16 protein-coding genes are annotated in these 23,651 nt (G+C 45.8%); 9 read left to right on the plus strand and 7 right to left on the minus strand.

Features of this window, described 5'->3' with window-relative positions; all coding sequences use genetic code 11:
* Positions 1 to 76 precede the first annotated feature (76 nt).
* Positions 77 to 1,774, plus strand: coding sequence for a bifunctional metallophosphatase/5'-nucleotidase (locus Cabys_RS12705; RefSeq protein WP_006930980.1), 1,698 nt, complete (start codon positions 77 to 79; stop codon positions 1,772 to 1,774).
* Between the two features lie 444 nt (positions 1,775 to 2,218).
* Here Cabys_RS12705 and Cabys_RS12710 read toward each other — a convergent pair whose 3' ends face one another.
* Positions 2,219 to 4,327: a S9 family peptidase gene (locus Cabys_RS12710; RefSeq protein WP_006930982.1), complete on the minus strand. Its 2,109-nt coding sequence runs from the start codon at positions 4,325 to 4,327 to the stop codon at positions 2,219 to 2,221.
* A gap of 325 nt (positions 4,328 to 4,652) precedes the next feature.
* Between Cabys_RS12710 and Cabys_RS12715 the strand changes: the two genes are divergently transcribed.
* Together Cabys_RS12715 and Cabys_RS12720 are read left to right on the plus strand one after the other, a co-directional pair.
* Positions 4,653 to 6,608: a DUF3857 domain-containing protein gene (locus tag Cabys_RS12715; RefSeq protein ID WP_169313667.1), complete on the plus strand. Its 1,956-nt coding sequence runs from the start codon at positions 4,653 to 4,655 to the stop codon at positions 6,606 to 6,608.
* Between the two features lie 321 nt (positions 6,609 to 6,929).
* A complete protein-coding gene (locus Cabys_RS12720) occupies positions 6,930 to 7,952 on the plus strand; it encodes an NAD(P)-dependent oxidoreductase (RefSeq protein ID WP_150109324.1) in 1,023 nt (340 codons plus the stop codon).
* Positions 7,953 to 8,076: 124 nt separating this feature from the next.
* On the opposite strand, the gene Cabys_RS12725 is transcribed toward Cabys_RS12720, so the two are convergent.
* Both Cabys_RS12725 and Cabys_RS12730 read right to left on the minus strand, forming a co-directional pair.
* Positions 8,077 to 10,908 (minus strand): T9SS type A sorting domain-containing protein, encoded by a 2,832-nt coding sequence (locus Cabys_RS12725; RefSeq protein WP_071961287.1) that lies wholly within the window; start codon positions 10,906 to 10,908, stop codon positions 8,077 to 8,079.
* Positions 10,909 to 11,756: 848 nt separating this feature from the next.
* On the minus strand, positions 11,757 to 12,341 hold the full coding sequence (locus Cabys_RS12730) for a hypothetical protein (protein WP_006930987.1): 585 nt from the start codon (positions 12,339 to 12,341) through the stop codon (positions 11,757 to 11,759).
* Between the two features lie 232 nt (positions 12,342 to 12,573).
* On the opposite strand from Cabys_RS12730, the gene mtaB reads away from it, so the two are divergent.
* The 3 genes from mtaB to Cabys_RS12745 are packed head-to-tail and all read left to right on the plus strand — an operon-like array spanning position 12,574 to position 16,137.
* Positions 12,574 to 13,863, plus strand: coding sequence for a tRNA (N(6)-L-threonylcarbamoyladenosine(37)-C(2))-methylthiotransferase MtaB (gene mtaB / locus Cabys_RS12735; RefSeq protein ID WP_006930988.1), 1,290 nt, complete (start codon positions 12,574 to 12,576; stop codon positions 13,861 to 13,863).
* The gene (gene miaB / locus Cabys_RS12740; RefSeq protein ID WP_006930989.1) at positions 13,860 to 15,164 is read left to right on the plus strand and encodes a tRNA (N6-isopentenyl adenosine(37)-C2)-methylthiotransferase MiaB; all 1,305 of its coding nucleotides are present in this window, start codon (positions 13,860 to 13,862) and stop codon (positions 15,162 to 15,164) included. The genes mtaB and miaB overlap by 4 nt, the downstream gene beginning before the upstream one ends.
* Positions 15,157 to 16,137, plus strand: a complete 981-nt coding sequence (locus Cabys_RS12745; RefSeq protein WP_006930990.1) for an MBL fold metallo-hydrolase RNA specificity domain-containing protein — start codon at positions 15,157 to 15,159, stop codon at positions 16,135 to 16,137. The genes miaB and Cabys_RS12745 overlap by 8 nt, the downstream gene beginning before the upstream one ends.
* A gap of 807 nt (positions 16,138 to 16,944) precedes the next feature.
* On the opposite strand, the gene tpiA is transcribed toward Cabys_RS12745, so the two are convergent.
* The 3 genes from tpiA to gap form a co-directional block, all read right to left on the minus strand.
* Positions 16,945 to 17,712 (minus strand): triose-phosphate isomerase, encoded by a 768-nt coding sequence (gene tpiA, locus Cabys_RS12760; protein WP_006930992.1) that lies wholly within the window; start codon positions 17,710 to 17,712, stop codon positions 16,945 to 16,947.
* 410 nt (positions 17,713 to 18,122) lie between these two features.
* Positions 18,123 to 19,319, minus strand: coding sequence for a phosphoglycerate kinase (locus tag Cabys_RS12765; RefSeq protein ID WP_006930993.1), 1,197 nt, complete (start codon positions 19,317 to 19,319; stop codon positions 18,123 to 18,125).
* Positions 19,320 to 19,388: 69 nt separating this feature from the next.
* Complete coding sequence (gene gap / locus Cabys_RS12770) at positions 19,389 to 20,390, minus strand: type I glyceraldehyde-3-phosphate dehydrogenase (protein ID WP_006930994.1); 1,002 nt, start codon at positions 20,388 to 20,390, stop codon at positions 19,389 to 19,391.
* Between the two features lie 174 nt (positions 20,391 to 20,564).
* On the opposite strand from gap, the gene Cabys_RS12775 reads away from it, so the two are divergent.
* The 3 genes from Cabys_RS12775 (at position 20,565) to Cabys_RS12785 (ending at position 23,324) form a co-directional block, all read left to right on the plus strand.
* On the plus strand, positions 20,565 to 21,857 hold the full coding sequence (locus Cabys_RS12775; RefSeq protein WP_006930995.1) for a 5'-deoxyadenosine deaminase: 1,293 nt from the start codon (positions 20,565 to 20,567) through the stop codon (positions 21,855 to 21,857).
* A gap of 74 nt (positions 21,858 to 21,931) precedes the next feature.
* A complete protein-coding gene (locus Cabys_RS12780) occupies positions 21,932 to 22,738 on the plus strand; it encodes a tetratricopeptide repeat protein (protein WP_006930996.1) in 807 nt (268 codons plus the stop codon).
* Between the two features lie 13 nt (positions 22,739 to 22,751).
* Positions 22,752 to 23,324, plus strand: a complete 573-nt coding sequence (locus tag Cabys_RS12785; protein ID WP_006930997.1) for a DUF84 family protein — start codon at positions 22,752 to 22,754, stop codon at positions 23,322 to 23,324.
* A gap of 129 nt (positions 23,325 to 23,453) precedes the next feature.
* Here the strand turns inward: Cabys_RS12785 and Cabys_RS12790 are convergent, their stop codons facing one another.
* Positions 23,454 to 23,651 carry a hypothetical protein gene (locus Cabys_RS12790; protein ID WP_006930998.1) on the minus strand — a complete coding sequence of 66 codons (198 nt, stop codon included), beginning with the start codon at positions 23,649 to 23,651 and terminating at the stop codon, positions 23,454 to 23,456.

Genomic DNA, 23,651 nt, shown 5'->3' on the forward strand with positions numbered 1-23,651 from the left:
CACCTCATTCTGATTTTACACACGTTAAAATTATTTGTACCTTCTCTTCGTCGTTATCATTTTAAGGGAGTTTAATATGTTTCGTTTTCAATCTATAAAACGCCTAACGCGTGGCATTACGATTATTCCTGTTCTGCTTCTAAGCCTTTTTACTTCGCTGCTTTTTGCCGGTCAGGCCGACACGCTTTACATTTTACAAACCACCGACGTGCACGGCCGGATTTATCCTTACAACTATGTTACCGATCAACCGGCGCCTTACGGTCTGGCGCGCGCTTACAGCAAAATTACGGAATATCGTTTGAAACACCAAAACGTTTTATTGATTGACAGTGGTGATTTGTTGCAGGGCACCCCGCTCACCTACTATTTTAATAAAATCGAAGACACGCGCCTTAACCCGATGATTCTGGTCATGAACTACATGGGCTACGACGCCTTTACGGTGGGCAACCACGACATCGAACAGGGCGTGGAAGTTTATTACAAAGCCATGAAAGAATCGAATTTTGCCTGGCTCAGCGCAAACGGCGTTTTACCCGACGGACGCACCTTTTTTGAGCCCTATACCCTTTTTGAGGTTAACGGCATTCGAGTGGGCGTGCTGGGGCTGACAACGCCGGGCATCCCCATGTGGCTGGATTCCACGCTTTACCCTGGCATTGACTGGGAAGATATGGTGCAAAGTGCCCGCTACTGGGCGGAGCAGATACGTCCCCACGTGGACGTGCTGGTTGGTTCGTTCCATGCCGGCTTTAACGCCGATTACAGCGCCGAACAGACCGACCGGCTGGGGCTGCCCAACGAAAACGCTTCACGGCTGGTAGCCGAACAGATTCCCCTGTTTGATGTGGTCTTTGCCGGACACTCTCACCGGCAAATCGGCCGAAAAGGAAAAACCGCCCCGCAAAAAGACGCTTCTAACTTTTTACAATTTACTGAACGCACCACTCTGCTACTCAATGCCGGATCATGGGCGCAAAATTTAGCCGTGGCGCAAATCATTGTTCAGCCGACCGATTCGGATCGCCTGCCTTACAAAGTGCTGGCCGTTGACGGCTGGCTGGAGCCTTTAAACGACGTACCAGCGTCCAAAGCCATATTAGACCTGGCCCTTCCCTTCCATAAAAAGACGCTGGAATACACGCGCACGGTCATCTGCACATTGACGGACTCTTTGAGCGCCGCTAAAGCCCGCTGGCAGGACACGCCCTTTATGGATTTAATTCATCAAACGCAATTGCATTTTTCCGGCGCCGACATCTCTTTTGCCGCCTGCTTCGACGATCGTTTTGCTCTTCCGCCCGGAGCGGTGCGCGTGAAGGATGTTTACAAGATGTATCGCTACGAAAATTTTTTGTACACCGTGGAGATGACCGGTCAGCAGATCAAAGATTTTCTGGAATACTCAGCGCGTTATTATCAATTAAAGGACGGTAAGTTAAAACACAATCCCAAAGTGGCCGGCTACAACTACGACATGGCCGAAGGCATCAGCTACAAAATTGACGTTCGCAAGCCAGTGGGCCGACGCATTGTCGATCTGACTGATCTTAAAACAGGTCAGCCACTGGATATGAAAAAGACTTACAGGGTGGCCATGAACAGTTACCGGGCAACCGGAGGCGGCGGTCACATGGCCGCGGCCAAAGCCAAAAATGCGCCGATCATCTTCAAATCGGATCAGGAAATTCGCAACCTGTTAATTGAATACATGAAAGCTCAAAAGGTCATTTCGCCCCGGGCAAATGGAAACTGGAAGATTATTCGCTAATCATTTTGAAAGGGATTTTCCCGGGATGGCCTTTGTTTCGTACCTCTTCCTCGTCCAACAGTCATTCCCGCGCACCCCCACAGTCATTCCCGCGCAAGCGGGAATCCCTTTCACCCTTCCACGTCATTCCCGCGCAAGCGGGAATCCCTTTCAACCTTCCATGTCATTCCTGCGCAAGCAGGAATCCCTTTCAAAATGCAGTGGATTCCGCCTCTCACTACGCTCAGCCGGAATGACACCGTGCCAGTCATTCCCGCGCAAGCAGGAATCCCTTCCACCCTTCCATGTCATTCCTGCGCAAGCAGGAATCCCTTTCAAAATGCAGTGGATTCCGCCTCTCACTACGCTCAGCCGGAATGACTCCTCTCCCCTCACCAGACCCAGTACACCGACAGGACAATTCGTAATTCGTAATTCGTAATTAAAAAAACTCCTTTCAAGCCTCTATTTACCATCCAAAATACGATCAATCAAAAACGCGTAATCAAAAGCTACTTCCTTAAGATAGTCATAGCGTCCGGAAGCGCCCGAGTGTCCCGCGCCCATGTTGGTTTTGAGCAGCAGCAAATTGTCGTCGGTTTTGGTGGCACGCAATTTGGCCACCCATTTGGCCGGTTCCCAGTAACTAACCCGCGGATCATTCAATCCCGCCGTTACCAGCATATTGGGGTAGTTTTGCGCTCTCACATTGTCGTACGGCGAGTAAGACTTGATGTACCAGTAGTACTTCTCTTCATTGGGATTGCCCCATTCATCGTATTCGATAACCGTTAAAGGCAGGGTGGGATCAAGCATGGTATTGAGCACATCCACAAAAGGCACATGAGCGATGACCGCTTTGAACAGTTCCGGGCGCATATTGGTTACCGCGCCCATCAACAAACCTCCGGCGCTTCCCCCGGCGATGGATAATTTATCTTCTGAGGTGTACCCTTCATTAATCAAATGCTCCGCACAGGCGATAAAATCGGTAAAGGTATTTTTCTTCTTTAGCAGTTTGCCGTCTTCGTACCACCGACGACCCAGGTCTCCGCCGCCGCGGATATGACCAATGGCATAAACAAATCCGCGATCCACCAGGCTAAAGATATTGGAAGAAAAATACGGATCGCGACTGATGCCGTACGAACCGTATCCGTACAGTAAAGCGGGATTGGTACCGTCCTTTTTCAAGCCTTTTTTGTAAACCAGTGAAATGGGCACCTTTACGCCGTCTTTGGCCGTGGCCCAGATGCGTTCCATCTGGTAATTTGCCGGATCGTAACCGCCCAACACCTCTTTTTTCTTCTTTAATATCCGTTCCCGGGTTTGTAGATTGTAATCGTAAATAGAAGAAGGGGTAATTAAAGACTGGTAGTTAAAGCGTAAGGTGCGTGAGTTATATTCTGCATTGCCGGTGAGATAAACCGTGTACAGCGGCTCTTCAAATTCGATAAAGTGAATTTCGTTATTCTTCATATCGCTCACGCGGATTCTTTTTAACCCATTATCACGTAACAACACCACCAGGTAATCTTTAAAAGCTTCCACCTGTTCAAGCATCACCTGCGGATCGTGCGCAATGACTTCCTGCCAGTAAGCCGGTTTAATTTTGTTCAACGGGGTGCGCATCAATTTGAAATTAATGGCATCCTGATTGGTCAAAATGTAGAAATAATCGCCCTGATGAGCGAGGGAATATTCCACTTTGTACTGGCGCGGTTGAAATACTTTAAAAGGCTTTAATGGTTGATCGGCCTTTAAAAAACGCTCCTCGGAAGTAACCTGACTGGATAGGTTCAGAAAGATGAATTTTCCGCTCTTGCTGCGTCGTACCGTAATAAAAAATTTATCGTCGGTTTCGTGGTGCACCAGCACATCCTCTTTTGCATCGCGACCCAGTTGATGGCGAAACAGTTTAAAAGGTCTTTTAGCCGCATCCAGCACGGTGTAAAAAAAGGTCTGATTGTCATTGGCCCAGGCCAGGGTGTAATAAGTGTTTTCAATTTTCTCTTCAAACAGCCTGCCGGTTTTCAGATCTTTGATGTAAATGGTGTACGTTTCGCTGCCCGTGGTATCCACCGAGAAGGCCAGAAAACGATGATTGGGACTGACCTCGAACACGCCCAGATTAAAATATTTGTGACCTCGAGCCAGTTCGTTTTCATCCAATATCACCTCTTCTTCTGCCTCCAGGCTGCCTTTTTTCCGGCAGTGAATCGGATATTGCAGGCCTTTTTCGGTGCGCGTGTAGTAAAAATAATCCCCTTTTTTAACCGGCACCGAAAGATCGGTTTCTTTTATGCGCCCCACCATTTCCCTGTACAATTTTTCCTGCAGCGATTTGGTGTGGGCCATCATAGCCTCGGTGTAAGCATTTTCTGCTTTTAAATATTCGATGACTTTAGGATTGTTGCGATCGCGCAGCCAGTAATAATAATCAACGCGCACATCATTGAACATGGTATCGCGGTGGGCAATCCGTTCGGCAATGGGCGGATCGATTTTTTCAGATTGACAACTCATGATTAAACTTCCCGTTAAAACCAACAAACTCAAAATTAAAAGACGCATTCTAACCTCCTTCAGGCAAAACATCAGACAGAAAAGGAAGTAATTTAACTATTTAAAATGAATAAATCAATGAAACACACAAGTTATTTGTTTCTCTTTATAGAAATCAATGCCTGTCGTACGGCCGCCATACCCAGCTTTAACGCAAAAATACAGAAGGCAAAAGACCGATTATTTTTTCTACCCAAAAGAAAGTACAAAAAAACTTGCTTTCTGAACCGAAATCTTTTTCATTTAAAATGATTACTTTATTTTTAGAGGTTTAAAATTCGGAGAACAAATGTTTTTAAAGCCCTTTGCGTCGTTAGTATTTTACGAAAAAAAAGTGCGAAAAGCAGTTCAGCGCCACGCTATTGGAAAACTACTTTTGCCGGCGCTGGCCTTCTCTCTTTTGCAATTCGGCTGCTCCTCCAACCAGTGGGCCAGACAACTGAACTGGAAAGAGCTCTCGCTGGCAAACCTGACCGATAGCACAGATTATCCACAGGCTCACGCTGTAATCTTGCTTGACGAAGGGAAGGTAACGGTGGAAGGCAAAGGAGAGATCAAACTCACCATCTTCGAACGGCGCAAGGTGATTCGCATTCTGGATCGCGGCGGTTTACCTTACGCCAACGTTGTCATCCCTTACACGCCCGGCAGCTCTTCGATCGAAAAAATCGAGGCGCGCACCATCCATCCGGACGGGCGTATTTCGGTCTTAAAACAAGATCAAATCTTTGACATCTTTCTTTATCCGCAATTCATCTTTTACGCCGACCAGAAAGCCAAAAAATTTACCTTTCCCGATGTGGAGCCGGGCGATGTGATCGAATATCGCTATCGAATGGTGTTTTCCAATCTTACGCTCTACCATAGCTGGAAATTTCAGGATTTTATTCCCGTTTTGCGCTCGCGTTTTGAGCTGGCCTTTCCCTCCTCCTGGAATTTACGCTACAAAACCTACAATTACACCCTGCAACCGGACAGTATTAAGCGACCCACTGGCTTTAAAAAAGTTTATCGCTGGCAGGCAAAGGACGTGCCGCCCTTAATACGCGAACCGGCCATGCCGCCCGCCGCGGAAGTGGCCGCCTACCTGCTTTTTGCCCCGCTGGGATTTAAAGACTGGCAAGACGTTGCCAACTGGTACGCCGGTCTGAGCATGAAACGCATGCAACCCGACCAGCGGCTTAAAACATTTACTGTAGATTTACTGGGCGGCGCGCAAAGCAAAATGGCAAAAATTAAAAAAATTTATGAGTGGACGCGCGACCACATTCGCTACGTGGCCATCGCCATTGGTATCGGTAGTTTTCAACCTCATTTTGCCGCAGAGGTCTTTGAAAATCGCTACGGTGATTGCAAAGATATGGTCACCCTGATGTGCGCCATGGCTAAGGCCGCCCATCTTAAGATGTATCCCGTTCTGATTTCCACCCGGCAAAATGGCAAACTGGACACCAGCCTGGCCACGCCCTTTCGCTTTAACCATGTAATCGCCGTTGCCGAACTGGCTGACGGCAGACGAATTTATCTCGATCCTACGCACAAAGGGGCGCCGTTTGGATTTACGCCCTGGTATTTACAAAATGTGTGGGGCTTAATCATAAAAGAAGAAAATGACTTTGAATTAATTCGCCTCCCGAACGATTCTACCGTGCACAACAGAACAACAGTGCGCGGATATCTGAAAATTCAAGAAAACGGATCGGCCTTCGGCGACTTTTCGTTTGTCTTCAACGGCTCGCCGGCCGCCCGGTTGCGCGCCATCCTTTTATCCTTTAATCGGAAGGAGCAAGAACAATGGCTGGAAGATTTTTTATGCCGCCTGGACGTACCTTTTACTTTGCAATCATTTCACATTAGCGGCCTGGCGGATTTCGTAGATTCTTTAACGATTAAGGCGCGTTTACGACTTGAAAACACCGCCGACGGTTCGGCCCATTCTTTAACCATTACACCGGGAAATTTAATTCGCTCCGAACTATGGCAACTATTTCGCTCTCCGCAGCGCGTTCATCCTGTGGCGCTGGGCTTTAAATTTGAAAAACGACTGCGTCTGACCATCGATTATCCTGAGTCCTGGGAAGTTCAAACATTACCCGTTTTGCAAGATTTTAAATCACCGTTTGGACGCTATTTCGTAACCGTAAAGGCGAATAATGAAAAATGTTTGACAATTAAAGCGACTTTTGCCATTCAACGAATAAGGATTATGCCGGAGACCTATCCTTCCTTCCGGCAATTTGTATCCGCCGCCCACCAGGCGCTAACACAACCGCTGCTTTTTAGGTATTGACTGGTGAATGGTTGAGTTGAATAGTCGCCGGTCTGTCATGATACAGTGATGGGAATGCCTTACAGCGTTAAATAAAGATCGCGTGCACTGCACTGGTTGCCTGCACTGGTTGCTTGCACTGTCGGCAATCTGTTCACCACTGCCGGACTTCTATTTTAGGAGAGGAGGTGCAGGGGATGAGGGTAATTGAAACCATTTTTAATTTTAAAACCCTTTGTGACTTATCTGTGCTCTTTTTAGTTGCTTAAATCCCTGCGGAAATGTTTTTTAGATGCGGATTTGCTGCCCTGGTAGTTAAAAATATCCACTCCCTTGCTCTGAATGGTTCAAATCCGTAAAATAAGAGAAAAAAAGGAGCAGGCATTGTCGCAGGTAGATGTATTTTTTTACGAAGCATTTGACGAAGAGCGGGCTTTGATTGAGAAATATTTACCCTCCTCTATCAAAGCCGGTTTTGCCAGAGAGACCATACAGGAGACGGGACATCAAACGCCGCCGGCAAGCGTGATCAGCACACGCACGCAGTCGCATATTCCGGAGCAGTGGGCGTCCCAATTAACCGCCATTCTTTCGCGCAGTACGGGCTACAATCACATGCAGGATTACCGCGAGAGCACGGGTTTTTCCGGTCAGATGGGCTATTTGCCTCTTTACTGCAATCGAGCCGTTGCCGAGCAGGCCATGCTTTTGTGGATGAGTTTGTTGCGCAAACTCCTCTTGCAAATGGAACGCTTTAACAGCTTTTCGCGCAGCGGCTTAACCGGCTACGAATGTTCCGGCAAAAATTTACTGGTGGTGGGCGTGGGAAATATCGGCCACGAAGTGGTAAGAATTGGCAAGGGCCTGGACATGAACGTTTACGGCGTGGATCTGGTGAAAAAATTTGACGACACGAATTACGTTGAACTGGAAGAAGGCATTGCACAGGCGCATATCGTTGTCAGCGCCATGAATTTAACCAAAAAAAACAGAGGATATTTCAACTACCAATTGCTAAAAAAAGCGCCTGCCGGAGTCATTTTTGTCAATGTGGCCCGCGGCGAACTTTCGCCTATCGACGATCTTTATCGGCTGGTAAAAGAGGGGCATCTTGGTGGTTTGGCGCTGGACGTGTATGAACAGGAAAGTAAAATAGCGATCTTTTTGCGTTCAGGAGCCGCCAAGGTCGGCGATCCCCTGCTACAAAAAATAAAAGAACTGCAACAATTGCCCAATGTAATTTTTACGCCGCACAACGCCTTCAATTCTCACGAAGCCGTACTGCGCAAAGCCGAACACAGCGTAAAGCAGATTGAACATTTTCTGCAAAGCGGTCGATTTTTATGGCCGGTTCCGGAAGAATAAAAAGGACGAATACTCAAATACCATAAGACGCAATAAATAACCTATACCGTTAAAGATCAATCGCTTAGCAACTAATGCTGTGCTCGCAATAGCCGTATAGTAGATCAGATTTATTCACAATAGGTTATTTTAAAATGACCAGCTTTTTTACAGCTGTTTTTTCTCCGGCAGTTAGACGATAATAGTAAACACCACTGGCCAGATTTTTAGCATAAAATTTGACGCTATGCGCTCCTGCTTTGTATTCTTTATTAGTGATTGTAGCCACTTTTTGACCGGCTGAATTGAACACTTCAATGTGAGTTTTAAGGTCTTTAGGCAGAATAAATTCTATAGTGGTTTCGGATTTAAATGGATTTGGATAGTTTTGCTTGAGTATAATTTGCCCCAGTAAAATTGCTTTGAGAGTATTTGAAACTTCGTATGCCGAACTTTTTAATCCAACGATACCCTCTTCTGTAACAGCGCTCACCGCAAGATAATATTGTGGTAATTTTAATAAATCCAGGTTTTTTATCGTATAACAGGTATCGGATGTTGTACCCAACAAGCTATCAGGTTGTTGGCTTGTCCCACCGTAAATTCTGTATTCCATAATATTATCTTCAAAATTTCTCAGCCAGCTGATTTTTAATCCTTCATCTGAAGCTTCAACCTCAATGCCAATCGGGCTATGGGGCACACCGTAATAGACTCCTCCGATTTTTCCATTAACCAGATTATACTTTCGTTGGGTAATAATGTCTGATGATTTTATATAATTCTTATATAGAATCCCGATATGGGGCGCAGTAAATAGCGTATCCTTAAAGTCATAACTCACTATACAAATACTGCCCGAAGCCGTAACCTTCTGCCCGGCATAGGTTTCATTATTAAAATTAAAGGACGCATTCTGTAGTTTGAAATAAGCATTACAAACGATTTCATCCGAAATGCTCCAGCTTGTATCCTGAGATAAGGAATCCTGGTACAAAATAATATCAAAATAATCATCGTTGATAGTCAGGTAATCTTTTGCATTAGTAATAGTATTAACATTTGTGAATTTACTGCCATCATCCTTGTAAATCGTTTCTTCTATAGTAATCTTAAATACATCATTTTCAAAATAAACATTTTTGATTTCGGCTTTAGCAATGGCGTTATATTCCGTTTTGGGAGCTGAAGGTAAATTAAAATATTCCTGATTATAATAATAATCATATATCCAGTAATTATCCAATGTCATATCGAACAAAGAATAGGCGCTGGTATCTATAGAAGAATAAAAATGTCCTATATTTTTGCTTGATAATTCATCGCCAGCAAGGTTTCTGGCAACTACGTACCAATAATGAACACCAGGATCGGTTATGCGAACCGTATAAAAGGTATCTGTGGTTGTGTAGTGAGTCGGATCGTTAAAATCAGGATTATCGTCTATGATTAGTTCGTAGGTTATTTCAGCAGGAAAATGCTGTTCTTCTTGAGTAGCTTTTTGCCAGCTGAGTTTTATTTCAGCACCAAGTTCAACGGTGTCTTTACTTACATCATTAACAGAAAATTCAGCCAAGGTCAATCTTTGCAGGGTGATCGTTCGCTTTACTCCTTCGACACCATCCTCTGTCGCAGCACTCACTGCAAGATAATAATTTGATGAATTTGAAAAATCTGGAATTGTAATCGTATAAGAGGTATCGGAAGTTGTACCCAGTAAGTTGTCGGGTTGTTGGTTGAATCCACCGTAAATTCTGTATTCCATAATATTATCTTCAAAATTTCTCAGCCAGCTGATTTTTAATCCTTCATCTGAAGCTTCAACCTCAATGCCAATCGGGCTATGGGGCACACCGTAATAGACTCCTCCGATTTTTCCATTAACCAGATTATACTTTCGTTGGGTAATAATGTCTGATGATTTTATATAATTCTTATATAGAATCCCGATATGGGGCGCAGTAAATAGCGTATCCTTAAAGTCATAACTCACTATACAAATACTGCCCGAAGCCGTAACCTTCTGCCCGGCATAGGTTTCATTATTAAAATTAAAGGACGCATTCTGTAGTTTGAAATAAGCATTACAAACGATTCCATCTGAAATGCTCCAGCTTGTATCCTGTGATAAGGAATCCTGGTACAGAATAATATCAAAATAATCATCGTTAATAGTCAGGTAATCTTTTGCATTAGTAATTGTATTAACATTTGTGAATTTACTGCCATCATCCTTGTATATCGTTTCTTCTATAGTAATCTTAAATACATCATTTTCAAAATAAACATTTTTGATTTCGGCTTTAGCAATGGCGTTATATTCCGTTTTGGGAGCTGAAGGTAAATTAAAATATTCCTGATTATAATAATAATCATATATCCAGTAATTATCCAATGTCATATCGAACAAAGAATAGGCGCTGGTATCTATAGAAGAATAAAAATGTGCTGTATTTTTGCTTGATAATTCATCTCCAGCAAGGTTTCTGGCAACTACGTACCAATAATGAACACCAGGATCGGTTATGCGAAGCGTATAAAAAGTATCTGTGGTTGTGTAGTGAGTCGGATCGTTAAAATCAGGATTATCGTCTATGATTAGTTCGTAGGTTATTTCAGCAGGAAGATGCTGTTCTTCTTGAGTAGCTTTTTGCCAGCTGAGTTTTATTTCAGCACCAGGTTCCACGTTACCTCTAATTATTCCATTAAGATAAAATTCAGATAAGGTTACTACACTCACTGCGTCGACAGAAGAATGCGTAGAGCTCTTACTGAATAGGCCGTCACTCGCTGATTTAGTTGTTTTTACTTTCCTTGAATAAGGTTCAAGCTTTTTAACCTTAGATCCATTGATTAAAGGATTAATATGAAATTCTTCTTTGGATTTAATTTCCTGAGCATAAATTGAATGAAGGAATAATAAAGAAATAATAATAAAATGGAACGCTATTTTTAAATACAAAGTTGATGGTGTCATTTTAATATACTCCAACTTTAAAAATTATATATTTTACGCGCTTAGTTCCACATATCAAGATTTCAGGCTCTAAATAAGGAGGAAGTTTCTTCAGCTTTTTTTTAATTTCGTTTACGCTCATTATATTCCTTTTTTTCTAATATAATTAAAATAGGTTTTATTTACAAGGATATGAAACACATGCTGAATGTCCCCCAAATTTTTTAAGATTACAATATTTTTTCTAAGATCATTTTTACAACTCACCTACTAACCTCATACTTACTAACACGTTAGGTATGCCCTTATCCACCTCTCTTCGTCTAAGACTCACAGAGCAAGGCGGGGGATTAAGGGGGTGAGTTTTTCATACATTCAGCTAATTTATTCCTTTAAATATCAATCGATTATGAGGTCTTTGTTTGAAATTTTGGGAGACATTCAGTATGAAACACATGATTCTACTGTATTTTTAAGGTTTAAGGACCTTAGCTAACCGACTTTCCATACCCAACATACTTTCACTTGGTGCCCCCAGCTTGCCCCGCCTGGATAAATAGGCCATATCTGTCGATAATGCGGTCTCATTGATTGAGTGGTTAAATTAAGGAAATCGGTGGTTGAAAGAATGAGAAAGAAGTTTTTCTTTTTTTTTAACCTTATCCTGCCTCTACCGACACCTCACTTTTCTTTCCATGACATCTGCAGAAAAGGCTGAAAACCGGCTATCGATATATTAAATAAATCAAAGCTTTGTTGTTTACAGTTGTGCTCCTTTAGAGAAGGGGCTGGTATAAAAAACTTCGTGTGAGTCGGCAGAACTTGACCTTCAATCGGCTATGTCCTCAGAGCAATATTTGCAATGCGGCTTACAGTAAACTGTTTCGGTAATTAATAAACTGCTTAACGATGTCGGCGGCGGAGATGTTGAACATTTTGCGCTGTACATCAAAAACAATTTTATGAACAAATTCCTGAAATTCGCCGAATTCATCGGTCCAGGCCATCAGCAGGCACCACACCGGCCAGCCGCCATTGGCGCCCGCCGGCAGTGCTTTTTTCGATTGACGGACTTTTATATCAAGCTGCAAAAGATCGAGTCCATGTTTGTTTAACAAAGGCTGTAATTCAATCTGCAGGAAATCATTTAAACGGTCTTCACAGTATTGAATGGCGGCCCTGACGATAGAATTGGCCGATTTTTTCAGGGCCAGTTGCAAATCCCGCAGCAGTTCGTCTTTATTCGCGCTTTGAACGTGTTTACGGGAAAAAATTTTGTGCGGTCCCCAGAAAATCTGAAAATGGTATTCATTCGCTTTTGCCGTCGAGTAAAAATGAAATTTTAAGGAGCCAAAACGCGTGGCATCATCCGGAAAGAGCAAACCGCTTGTTTTTTCCAGCGTCTCCTTTAAAAACTGTAATTCGCATTCCGTAAATGCTTTTAATTCCTTCATGATTGGTTCCCCAATGCCTGCGTCTAATATACGACAAAATTTGCGGAAATGTAAAAAGAACTCGTTCTTTTAATAAAAATCAAATGCCGATATTAAAAGGTCAGGCTTCCTTCCTAAAAGAATGAATATTCAAAGATTTAAGTTTGACAAACGGACAGATTACCGTTAAATTTTGAAGCTTTAATTAAACGAGTAGAATGAAGGGTTAAAAACGGAGAGAATCATCGCACCCATGCCAACGGTTGCTTTACATACACTGGGCTGCCGCCTGAACCAGGCAGAAACAGCCATCATTGCCAACAAGCTCAAACAGCAGGGCTACCAGATTGTCGAATTTGGGCAGAAGGCCGATTTAACGATTATCAATACCTGCACGGTTACCGAGCAGGCCGACGCCAAGTGCCGAAATGCCGTGCGGCAAAGCTTACGCAAAAATCCCGATTCCTTTGTGGCGGTAATCGGCTGCTACGCTCAAATGGCGGTGGATGTCATCAGTCAAATTCAAGGCGTGGATTTAATCATGGGCAATGAACACAAAATGGCCATCGACCGCTATCTGGATGACAATCTGCAAAAGCAGGCCCAACCGCTGGTTGTCCATTCCAGTAAAATTTCGCGCAAGCCCTTTGTCATCGAATCCATTGGCCTTTACGATACTCATACGCGCGCCAATCTAAAAATTCAGGACGGTTGTAATTTCGTCTGTTCGTTTTGCATCATCGCCACGGCCCGCGGTCCGGCGCGCAGCAGAGAATTCGACGATCTTGTAAACGAAGCGCGTGAGCTGGTGGATCATGGCTTTAAAGAGATCGTGTTAACCGGCGTAAATATCGGCACCTATCAATATCAGGATAAAACCTTTCTGGATATTTTACGCGAGCTGGAAAAGATAAACGGACTGCAGCGCATTCGCATCAGTTCCATTGAGCCGACCACAGTCACGCCTGAACTGATCGATTTGATGGCCGATTCGCAAAAAATCTGCCGTCATTTACACATTCCGCTGCAAAGCGCGGATGATAAAATTCTGGAATCCATGCGCCGCAAACACACCTTTGACGATTTTGAACGCATCGTCAATTACGCCGTCAAACGCCTGCCGGATGTTGGCCTGGGTACCGATATCATGGTCGGTTATCCAGGCGAGGACGACGCGGCCTTTATCAACACCAAAAAACGCGTGGCCGATTTGCCGCTGGCTTATTTCCATGTGTTTACCTATTCGGATCGCAAAGGCACCACTTCTTTTAAAATGAAACCAAAAGTGGCGCCGCAGGTTAAAAAATTGCGCAACCGAATCATGATCGAAATGGGACAGCGCAAGAAATTCGCTTTTTACCGCAAGTTTCTTGGACAGACGGTGGATGTGCTGTTTGAACAGCAGATCAACGGCTTGTGGGAAGGCTTTAGCGATAACTACATGCGCATCAAAGCGCGCAGCGACCGTTCTTTAAAAAATGAAATTGTTCCCGTAAAACTCATAGAAATTGATGGCGATAAAATAATCGGAGAAATACATTGAAACGTGTTTACATAGAAACATACGGCTGTCAGATGAATGAATACGACACCGAAATCATCAAAACCATTTTAAAGCGACACCACTACCATTTTACCGAATCGCCCGAAGAGGCGGAAGTCGTTTTTTTGAACACCTGTTCGGTGCGCGAGAACGCCCATCAAAAGGTGCAGCAAAGAATTAACACGCTTAAGCAACTGCGCAAAACCAAAAAGGGATTGGTGTTAGGCGTTCTGGGCTGCATGGCGCAAAATCTGCGCGATGAACTGCTGGACGAAAAAGTCGGCGTGGATGTGGTGGCCGGTCCGGACAGCTACAAAAAACTGCCCGAAATGCTCTCGCACGTTATCGGAGAAGGCAAAAAGGAATCCGACTTCAAATTGTCGGAATATGAGACCTACAGCGATATCTTTCCGGAACGCGAGGGCGGGGTTAATGCCTGGATTGCCGTGATGCGCGGCTGCGATAATTTTTGCACCTTTTGCGTGGTTCCTTACACGCGCGGACGCGAACGCAGCCGCGACCCGTTCAATGTGCTGGAAGAAGTAAAAACTTTAGCCAGCAAAGGTTTTAAACAGATTACACTTCTGGGGCAGAATGTAAACTCCTACCGCTTTGATAAATACGATTTCGCCGATTTAATCGAAATGGTTTCGCAGGTCGATGGCATCCGCAGAATACGTTTCACCTCTCCGCATCCCAAGGATTTTCCAGAAAAATTAATTGAAGTGGTGGCGAATAATGACAAAGCATGCAAACACATCCATCTGCCCCTGCAGGCCGGCAACGATCGTATTCTGGAACTGATGAACCGCACCTACACGCAACGGGAGTTTCTGGACCTGGTTGATTACATGCGCTCAAAGATTCCCGGACTGGTTTTGACCACCGATGTAATTGTCGGTTTTCCCACGGAAACGGAAGAAGAGTTTCAGGACACACTGGAAGTGATGCGCAGGGTGGAATTTGACGCGGCCTTTATGTTCAAATATTCCGAGCGGCAGCACACCATCGCCTCGCGCAAATATCCCGACGATGTTTCCGAAGAAGATAAAACTTCCCGCATCACGCGTCTGGTGGAGCTACAGAAAAAAATCGCCTTAAAAAAGAATCAACAGCATGTGGGACAGGTGTTTGACGTGCTGGTTGAAGGTAAAGGGAAAAAACCGAACCAGCTTTTAGGCAGAAACGACGGCAACAAAATTGTGGTCTTTCCGGACAATGGCGCTAAAGTCGGCGACTTTGTTCGCGTAAAAATTAACGAAGTAACCTCCAATACGCTGATGGGAGAGCCGATTGACTGATTGGCCAAGATTATTTCACTTTGAGCGGGACCTGCACATTCCAGAGATCGATCTCTGGCTGGATAGCAAGCGCGTCAAGCCCTTCGGCTTTGTTTCACATGCCCATACCGATCATCTGGCGCGCCACAAAAAAATATTGTGCACGCCTCCAACCGCCGAGTTTGTGCAACAACGCATCAAACCCACCCACTACCAGCCTGTCGAATTCGGCCAGGAATTATCGGTAGGCGATTATAAAATTTCGCTGCATCCTGCAGGACACATTTTAGGCTCGGCGCAGATTAAAATCCAAAAAAACGGGATTTCTCTGCTTTACACCGGCGATTTTCGGCTGCACCCTTCCAGAACCGTGGAACCGTTTGAATATGTGCAAGCCGATGTGCTGATTATGGAAACGACCTTTGGCCAGGCTCGCTACCGGATGCCTTCCCGCGAAGAGGTGGAAGATCGCCTGATTGACCGCTGTAAAACCCTGCTGGCTAAGAACAAAACGCCCATCATCTTTGCCTATTCACTGGGAAAGGGGCAGGAGGCGCTCAAGATTTTGACCGATGCCCAAATTCCCGTTGCTGTTGAAGAACAGATTGCCCGATATGTGCCGACTTACGAAAAATTTGGCGTAACCTTTGGCCATTACGAATTATTCGATCGGAATGATTTACGGGGCAAGGCCCTTTTACTGCCCGTTAATTATCGCTTTCACCGCTTTTACAAAATGTTGAGTTTTGGCTACACCATCTATTTATCTGGCTGGGGAATGGAGCCCAATGCGCATCGACGTTTTGGCGTTAATGAAGTTATCCCCTTAAGCGACCATGCCGACTACCATCAGTTACTGGAACTGGCAGACGCCTTGAAACCGCAGGAAATTTACTGCACGCACGGTTTTCCGCAATTTGTTGAGGAACTACGCGCCGCCGGTCACAACGCCAGAACTCTGGAAGAAGCCTCCCCTTTACAGCATGATTTGTAATCTATTGCTTTTGACCACACTTGTATATTTAAGTGTAAGAGTTGGATGGTTGAATGGTTGTCGGCCTGTCATCTGAACGAAGCGAGAGCCGGAATCCACTGCAAAGTGAAAAGGATTCCCGCTTACGCGGGAATGACGTGGAAGGGGGGAAGGGATTCCTGCTTGCGCAGGAATGACTGTGGGGCTTGCGCGGGAAAGACTGCCACGGTGTCATTCCGGCCGAGCGTAGCGAAAGCCGGAATCCACTGCAAAGTGAAAAGGATTCCCGCTTGCGCGGGAATGACATGGAAGGGTGGAAGGGATTCCCGCTTGCGCGGGAATGACGTGGAAGGGGGGAAGGGATTCCTGCTTTCGCAGGAATGACGTGGGGCTTGCGCGGGAATGACTACCACGGCGTCATTCCGGCCGAGCGTAGCGAGAGCCGGAATCCACTGCAAAGTGAAAAGGATTCCCGCTTGCGCGGGAATGACATGGAAGGGTGGAAGGGATTCCCGCTTGCGCGGGAATGACGTGGAAGGGGGGAAGGGATTCCTGCTTTCGCAGGAATGACTGTGGGGCTTGCGCGGGAATGACTACCACGGCGTCATTCCGGCCGAGCGTAGCGAGAGCCGGAATCCACTGCAAAGTGAAAAGGATTCCCGCTTGCGCGGGAATGACATGGAAGGGTGGAAGGGATTCCCGCTTGCGCGGGAATGACGTGGAAGGGGGGATGACTGTTGGGCAGGGAGTGAGGGCTACCAAATGCTTGAATGCTCGCTCGCCAGTAACCAGCCCAGCAGCGCATGCCCCGCTCATTCAACCAAACGCCTATTGCAACTTTTCAGCAATGTGAATGATTTCCGAAAACGAGTCGGCTTTTAAACAGGCGCCACCCACCAGCGCGCCGTCAATATCCGGTTGACTCAAAAGTGATTCGGCGTTTGCGGGCTTTACGCTGCCACCGTATTGAATGACCATCTTTTCACCTATTTCGCTTCCGAACATCTCCGTAAGCAGCTGACGAATTTCCTGGTGCACCTGTTGCGCCTGTTCAGGCGTGGCCGTTTTGCCGGTGCCGATAGCCCAAACCGGTTCATAAGCCACAATCACTTTTTTCATCTGTTCGGCGCTTAAATCGGCAAAAGCGCCGCGAATCTGTCGGCTGACCACTTTTAAAGTAATATTGGCCTCCCGCTCTTCCAGGGTTTCGCCAACGCACACAATGGGCTTTAAACCGTTTTCCAGCGCGGCTTTCACTTTTTTATTAACGGTTTCATCGCTTTCGCCAAAATATTGCCGCCGTTCAGAGTGGCCAATAATCACATAATCCGCGCCCGTACTTTTGATCATGCCCGCGCTAATTTCTCCGGTAAAAGCGCCCTCTTTTTCCCAGAACATGTTCTGCGCCCCCAGATGAATTCTGGAGTCGCCAATAACTTCGTAAACCGGCGCAAGGGCGGTAAAAGGCGGACAAATGACGATCTGCGTTTTAGTTATGTCCATCGTTTTTATTCTCACCTGATTGGCCAGTTGCATGGCCTCACTATTGGTTTTGTGCATCTTCCAGTTTCCGGCGATTACGATCTGGCGTTTCATGAGTTATTCTCCTTGATTATGGTTGAATAGTTGAATGGTTGAATAGTTGAATGGTTGAATGGTTGAATGGTTAATGGGATGCGTGTGGCTTCCGGGATACATCATATTTTTCACCACATTAAGTTGAAAAAGATGTAGCCGTTTCTTTGCTCCTGGCGCCCTCATTTTCTTCTACCGTTCACTTTAATTTCAAGATTTAATCCGTCGTTTTTGCAGAATGCTTCCCCATTTGCTGCCAAAATTGTTTCAGCAAAATTTCGTCTGACGATTAAACACAAACGCATCGCCTCGCCAGGGCCATGCGCCCCTTCCCTTATTTCCACTTCCTGTTAAAATAAATCAGACGACCGATCGAAGAACGCCGGTCGTCTGATTTGTTTAAATATCTGTTGAATAAAAGTATTTTACGCTCAGGCATCGGTTAGCGCGGCAATACCCGGCAGTTCCTTCCCTTCCAGAAATTCCAGCGATGCGCCGCCGCCGGTGGAGATGTGCGTAAATTGGTCTTCCATGCCGAATTTGGCGATGGCCGCCGCTGAGTCGCCGCCTCCGATCACACTCACGGCGCCATTTTTCGTGGCCTGGGCGATGGCTTCGGCAATTTTACGCGTGCCTGTTTCAAAATTGGGCATTTCAAAAACGCCCAGCGGCCCGTTCCACACAATGGTTTTGGCTCTGGAAACTTCTTCCGCAAAAAGCTTGATGCTCTCCGGCCCGATGTCCATTCCCATGTAATCTGCGGGAATTTCCGTTACTTTAACCACCTTACGCACGGCATCATTATCAAACTTATCGGCCACCACTGCATCAACGGGCAATAACAGGTTGATGTTCTTCTCTTTGGCCTCTTTCAAAATTTGTCCGGCCATCTCGATGCGGTCTTCTTCCAGCAATGATTTTCCGATTTCATAGCCCTGCGCCTTATAAAAGGTGTAGGCCATGCCTCCGCCAATAATCAACGTGTCCACTTTGTTGAACAGATTTCTGATCACATCGATTTTGCCGGAGATTTTCGCCCCGCCTAAGATGGCCACAAACGGGCGCGTGGGATTTTCGATGGCCTGTCCCAGATATTTCAACTCTTTTTCTATCAGATAGCCGGCTGCGGCCTGTTTAAAATATCTGGTAACGCCCTCGGTCGAAGCATGAGCGCGATGCGCTGTGCCAAAAGCGTCATTGATGTAAAGATCGCAGCCTTCTGCCAGCTGACGGGCAAATTCCGGATCGTTTTCTGTTTCTTCTTTGTGAAAGCGTAAATTTTCCAGCAACAGCACTTCGCCCGGTTTAAGCTCGGCCTTCATCTTCTGCACTTCGGGACCAATACAATCGGGCGCCATTTTTACTTCAACATTTAACAGCTCACTTAACCGTTTGGCCACCGGTTTTAAGCGTAATTCTTCTTTAACCTGACCTTTCGGTCTTCCCAGATGGCTGCACAAAATGGCCGCTCCGCCGTCCTGCAGCACCTTTTTGATGGTCGGTAAAGAAGCCACAATGCGCCGATCATCGGTAATCTCGCCTTTTTCATTTAACGGCACGTTAAAATCGCAGCGGATTAAAACTTTTTTACCCTTCAAATCAAGCCGGTCTATGGTTAGTTTTTTCATCTTCCTTCTCCTGTCCGCTAATCCAACTAAAAAAAGAGAGGCAACTTAAAGCGCCTCTCCATTGTTTTGTTACATGCTGGCCATTTTTTTCAGCAAGTCCACGCAACGCACAGAGTAGCCCCATTCGTTATCGTACCAGCTTAACACTTTCACCATGTTGCCGTCCATAACCGTTGTGGAAAGGGCGTCAAAAATGCTGGAGTGCGGATTTCCAACGATATCCACAGAAACAATCGGGTCTTCGCAATATTCCAGAATGCCTTTCATGCTGCCTTCTGCGGCTTTTTTCATGGCGGCATTGACTTCTTCCACGGTAACCTCTTTTTCCAGTTCAGCTACCAGATCAACCAGAGAACCGTCCGGAGTGGGTACGCGCACAGCCATACCATCCAGTTTACCATTCAGTTCAGGAATTACTTTGCCGACCGCACGTGCGGCGCCAGTGGTGGTTGGAATCATGCTAACGGCGGCAGCGCGCGCGCGACGTAAATCTTTGTGCGGAAGATCCAGAATGCGTTGATCGTTGGTGTAAGCGTGAATGGTCGTCATTAATCCGCGTTTAATGCCGAATGTTTCCTGCAAAACTTTGGCTACCGGCGCAAGACAGTTGGTTGTGCACGATGCATTGGATACAATCGCATCTTCCGGACGAAGCTGATCGTCATTTACGCCCATAACGATGGTATTGTCGATTTCATCTTTTGCCGGAACGGTTAACAGCACCTTTTTAGCGCCGGCCTGTAAGTGTTTTGCTACTTTTTCACGCGTTCTGAAAACGCCGGTTGATTCTATTACATATTCAACGCCCAGCTCTTTCCAGGGCAATTCGGCGGGATCTTTTACTGCCAATACTTTGATTTTCTGATCTCCGGCAATAATGTAATCGCCGTCTGCTTTTACTTCAGCCGGAAATTTTCCGTGAACGGAATCGTATTTTAATAAATGTGCCAGCGTCTTGGCATCGGTCAAATCATTAATGGCAACAAATTCCACGTCTTTATCTTCAAAAGCTGCCTTAAAAACCAGACGCCCAATGCGTCCGAACCCATTGATCGCTACTTTGATACCCATCTTAGTCTCCTTTATTTTAGTTAAATGCAAGTATATTCAAATGATGCAAAGTAAAAAATCACTCCAACAAAGTCAAGTAAAAAGTTATAAAATTCACTATTTCTGTATTTACTTTTATTTGCCCCATATCAAGCAATCGTTTAAATTTGTTAGCTCATTAATTAATAAGGTATTATGAAATCAAAACGCTTACTAATCAAAAACGGCCTTCTGATAACGGCCAATCACAACATGGATGTGTTCCGGGGCGATCTTTTAATCGAAGGCGGCCGCATCGCCTCTCTTGCTCCCCGGATTGATGATCCTGAAGCAGAGATTGTTTACGCCGATGAGCTGCTCATTGTTCCGGGATTCGTCCAAACGCACGTGCATCTGGCGCAAACCCTCTTCCGCAATTCCGCCGAAGATCTTTCTCTATTGGGCTGGCTCGAAAAAAAGATCTGGCCGGGCGAAGCCTCGCACACGCCCGAAAGCCTTCGTTTAAGCGCCCAATTGAGCATTGCCGAATTTTTCCGCAGCGGCACCACCACCATCATGGACATTGGCATTGTTAAACACGCTGCCGTTCTTTTCGAAGTAATAGCTGAAACCGGCATGCGGGCCATTAGCGGCAAGATGCTGATGGATTACGGAGACGGCCCGGAAGCGTTGATCGAGTCCGGCGATGCAGCCCTTCAGGAGAGCATTGATCTGCTTGAAAAATGGCATGGTTACGATAACGGCCGCATTCACTATGCCTTTGCCCCGCGTTTTGTCCTTTCCTGCAGCGAATATTTATTAAAAGAGATCGGTCTGCTGGCTAAAAAATATGGCGTGGGCATCCACTCGCACGCATCCGAAAATAAAAGCGAAGTGGCTCTGGTGGAAGAACGATTCAAAATGAGCAACATTCAGGTTTTTGAACATCTGGGTCTTACCGAAGCGCCGTTGCGTCTGGCCCACTGCATCTGGACCGATGAAAACGACCGCCGGTTAATGCGTGCCAATGATATCAAGGTGCTGCACTGTCCGTCAGCCAATTTAAAACTGGGTTCCGGCATTGCTCCCATCCCCGATTATCTTGAAAGAGGAATTAACGTCTCTTTGGGCGCAGATGGCGCCCCATGCAATAATAATCTCAGCATCTTTACCGAAATGCGTCTGGCCGCGTTGATTCAAAAAGGCCTGCACGGGCCGGAAAGCATGCCCGCCCCAACCGTTTTTCGTCTGGCAACCATTGACGGCGCACGCGCCCTGGGGCTGGATGAGCAGATCGGCAGCCTGGAAGTCGGCAAAAAAGCCGACCTGGTCTTTATAAAAAGAAATCAAGTTCACTCCATTCCTGACGAAAATATTTACGCCAAATTAATTTTTTCTACCAACGAGGCCGATGTTTTACATGTGATGGTGGATGGGCGCTGGGTGATGAAAGAGCGGGAGTTGCTGACCATCAACGAAGAAGAACTGGTAAGTAAAATAAAATTATGATTTTTTTTAGAATACACCTAAATTAGCGTAAGCTGAATCACAAGTTTGGGTTCGTAAAAACCCGGGAGTAAGTTATGAAGCGTAGCATACTGCTTTCTTTTTTATTATTAGCCTTCATTATGGCGTTTAATTCCTGCGGCAGTAAAAAAGATGCCGTTTTACAGGAAACCCGTTCTCCTGAAGAAATATTGCAGGATGGCGACCTTTTATTTGCTCAGGGAGACTATAAAAGCGCACTGGACACGTATCAACGCCTGCTCATTTTTTATCCCACCTCGGAGCTGGATATTGATGCCAAATTACGCATGGCCGAATGCTACAATAAATTGGAAGAATACGAAAAACAGATGGACCTTTTGCTTCAGATGCTTAAAGAGAATCTGATTCCGGAAAAAGTGCCGGCCATTTACGTCCAGATTGGAAAATACTACGAAGAGGCGGCTCGCTTTAACCCACAGAATGCGGATACGATGGACTACAAAACCGCCATCGAATACTACCAGAGGGCGATCAAATACGAAGACAGTAACGACGAGTGGAGTAAGGCCGAGGCCAAATATCGGATCGGGCTGGTTTATGCCAAAATCGGAAAGCTCGATCAGGCGCGGGAAGCCTATGAGCGTGTAATCGTAGAAAATGCAGAAACGCCCTTTGCCGTTCTGGCGCAGATTAAATTGCAAAATCCGGATAATCTGATGGAACTTTCTACAGTACCCGATTCCATTGAGGCTTACAAAGAGCGTCTTGGCAGTTTGCTGCAGCAGGCCGAAGAAAAGCCCATGCCCGAAGAACAAAGAACACCCTCGCTGGAAGAATACATTCAATCGCCTGAAATGCCTGCCACGCCGGCGGATACCAGCGGTACCTCAGAGGAAAATTAAGCGCATAATTCTCATGAAAATTGGCATTGGTTCTTTAAACAAAACAAAGGTAGAAGCTGTAAAGTCGGCGTGCGCTAAGCTACAACAGACTTTCCCTTATTTGCAAAATCAGCGTTTTGAGTTTGTAACCATGGGCGCCCGTACGCCCATTCCGGATATGCCGCTTTCACAGGAACAGATCATTGACGGCGCCGTGTTGCGCGCCCAATATGTGTTCAAACAGGTTCCCGACTTAGACTACGCCATTGGTCTGGAAGGCGGCACCTTTCCTCTTACCACGCCCGCTCTTTCGCCGGATGTGCTCTACTTTTTACAAAACTGGGTTTATGTTTACAATGGCCAAACCGGGTCTCTGGGGAGCTCGCCGGCCCTGCCTTTACCAGGTACGATTGTGCGGCAACTATATGAAGAACGTCGCGAATTAGCAGAGGTTATCGACGAATTCAGCGGCAGGCATGACGTCCGCTCCAATCAGGGCGCCTTTGGCATTTTAACGCGCCAATTACTTTCGCGCACCCACACCTTCGAGATTTCTGTTATTAATGCTTTTATTCCCTTTTTAAACCCCGATTACGCCCGATTTTAGCGTCCTGTCACGCCCAATGAGGTTGCCGACAGGAAGGTTAGTTTTCCATCAAATAGATCTATTACCCTTTGCCGTAGGGACGAGGAAACGGTTGTTGGCAGCTGCTAAACGCTTTCTCATCTACTCTCTTCACAAATACTTTCTTATCTTTTCCATCCAGCCCCGGCGCACCAGGGCAATGGCCAGAATAATAAACAAAGCGCCCGGAATGATGGGAATAAGGGCGCCAACCATACCCAAAAAGACCAGTAATATCACCCAGAATATTTTGCGTTTACGGAACTTCTTGACTTTTGTCAACACATCTTTTTGTTTTTCAGCTTTCAT

This window comes from Caldithrix abyssi DSM 13497 (assembly GCF_001886815.1).
GTDB lineage: Bacteria > Calditrichota > Calditrichia > Calditrichales > Calditrichaceae > Caldithrix > Caldithrix abyssi.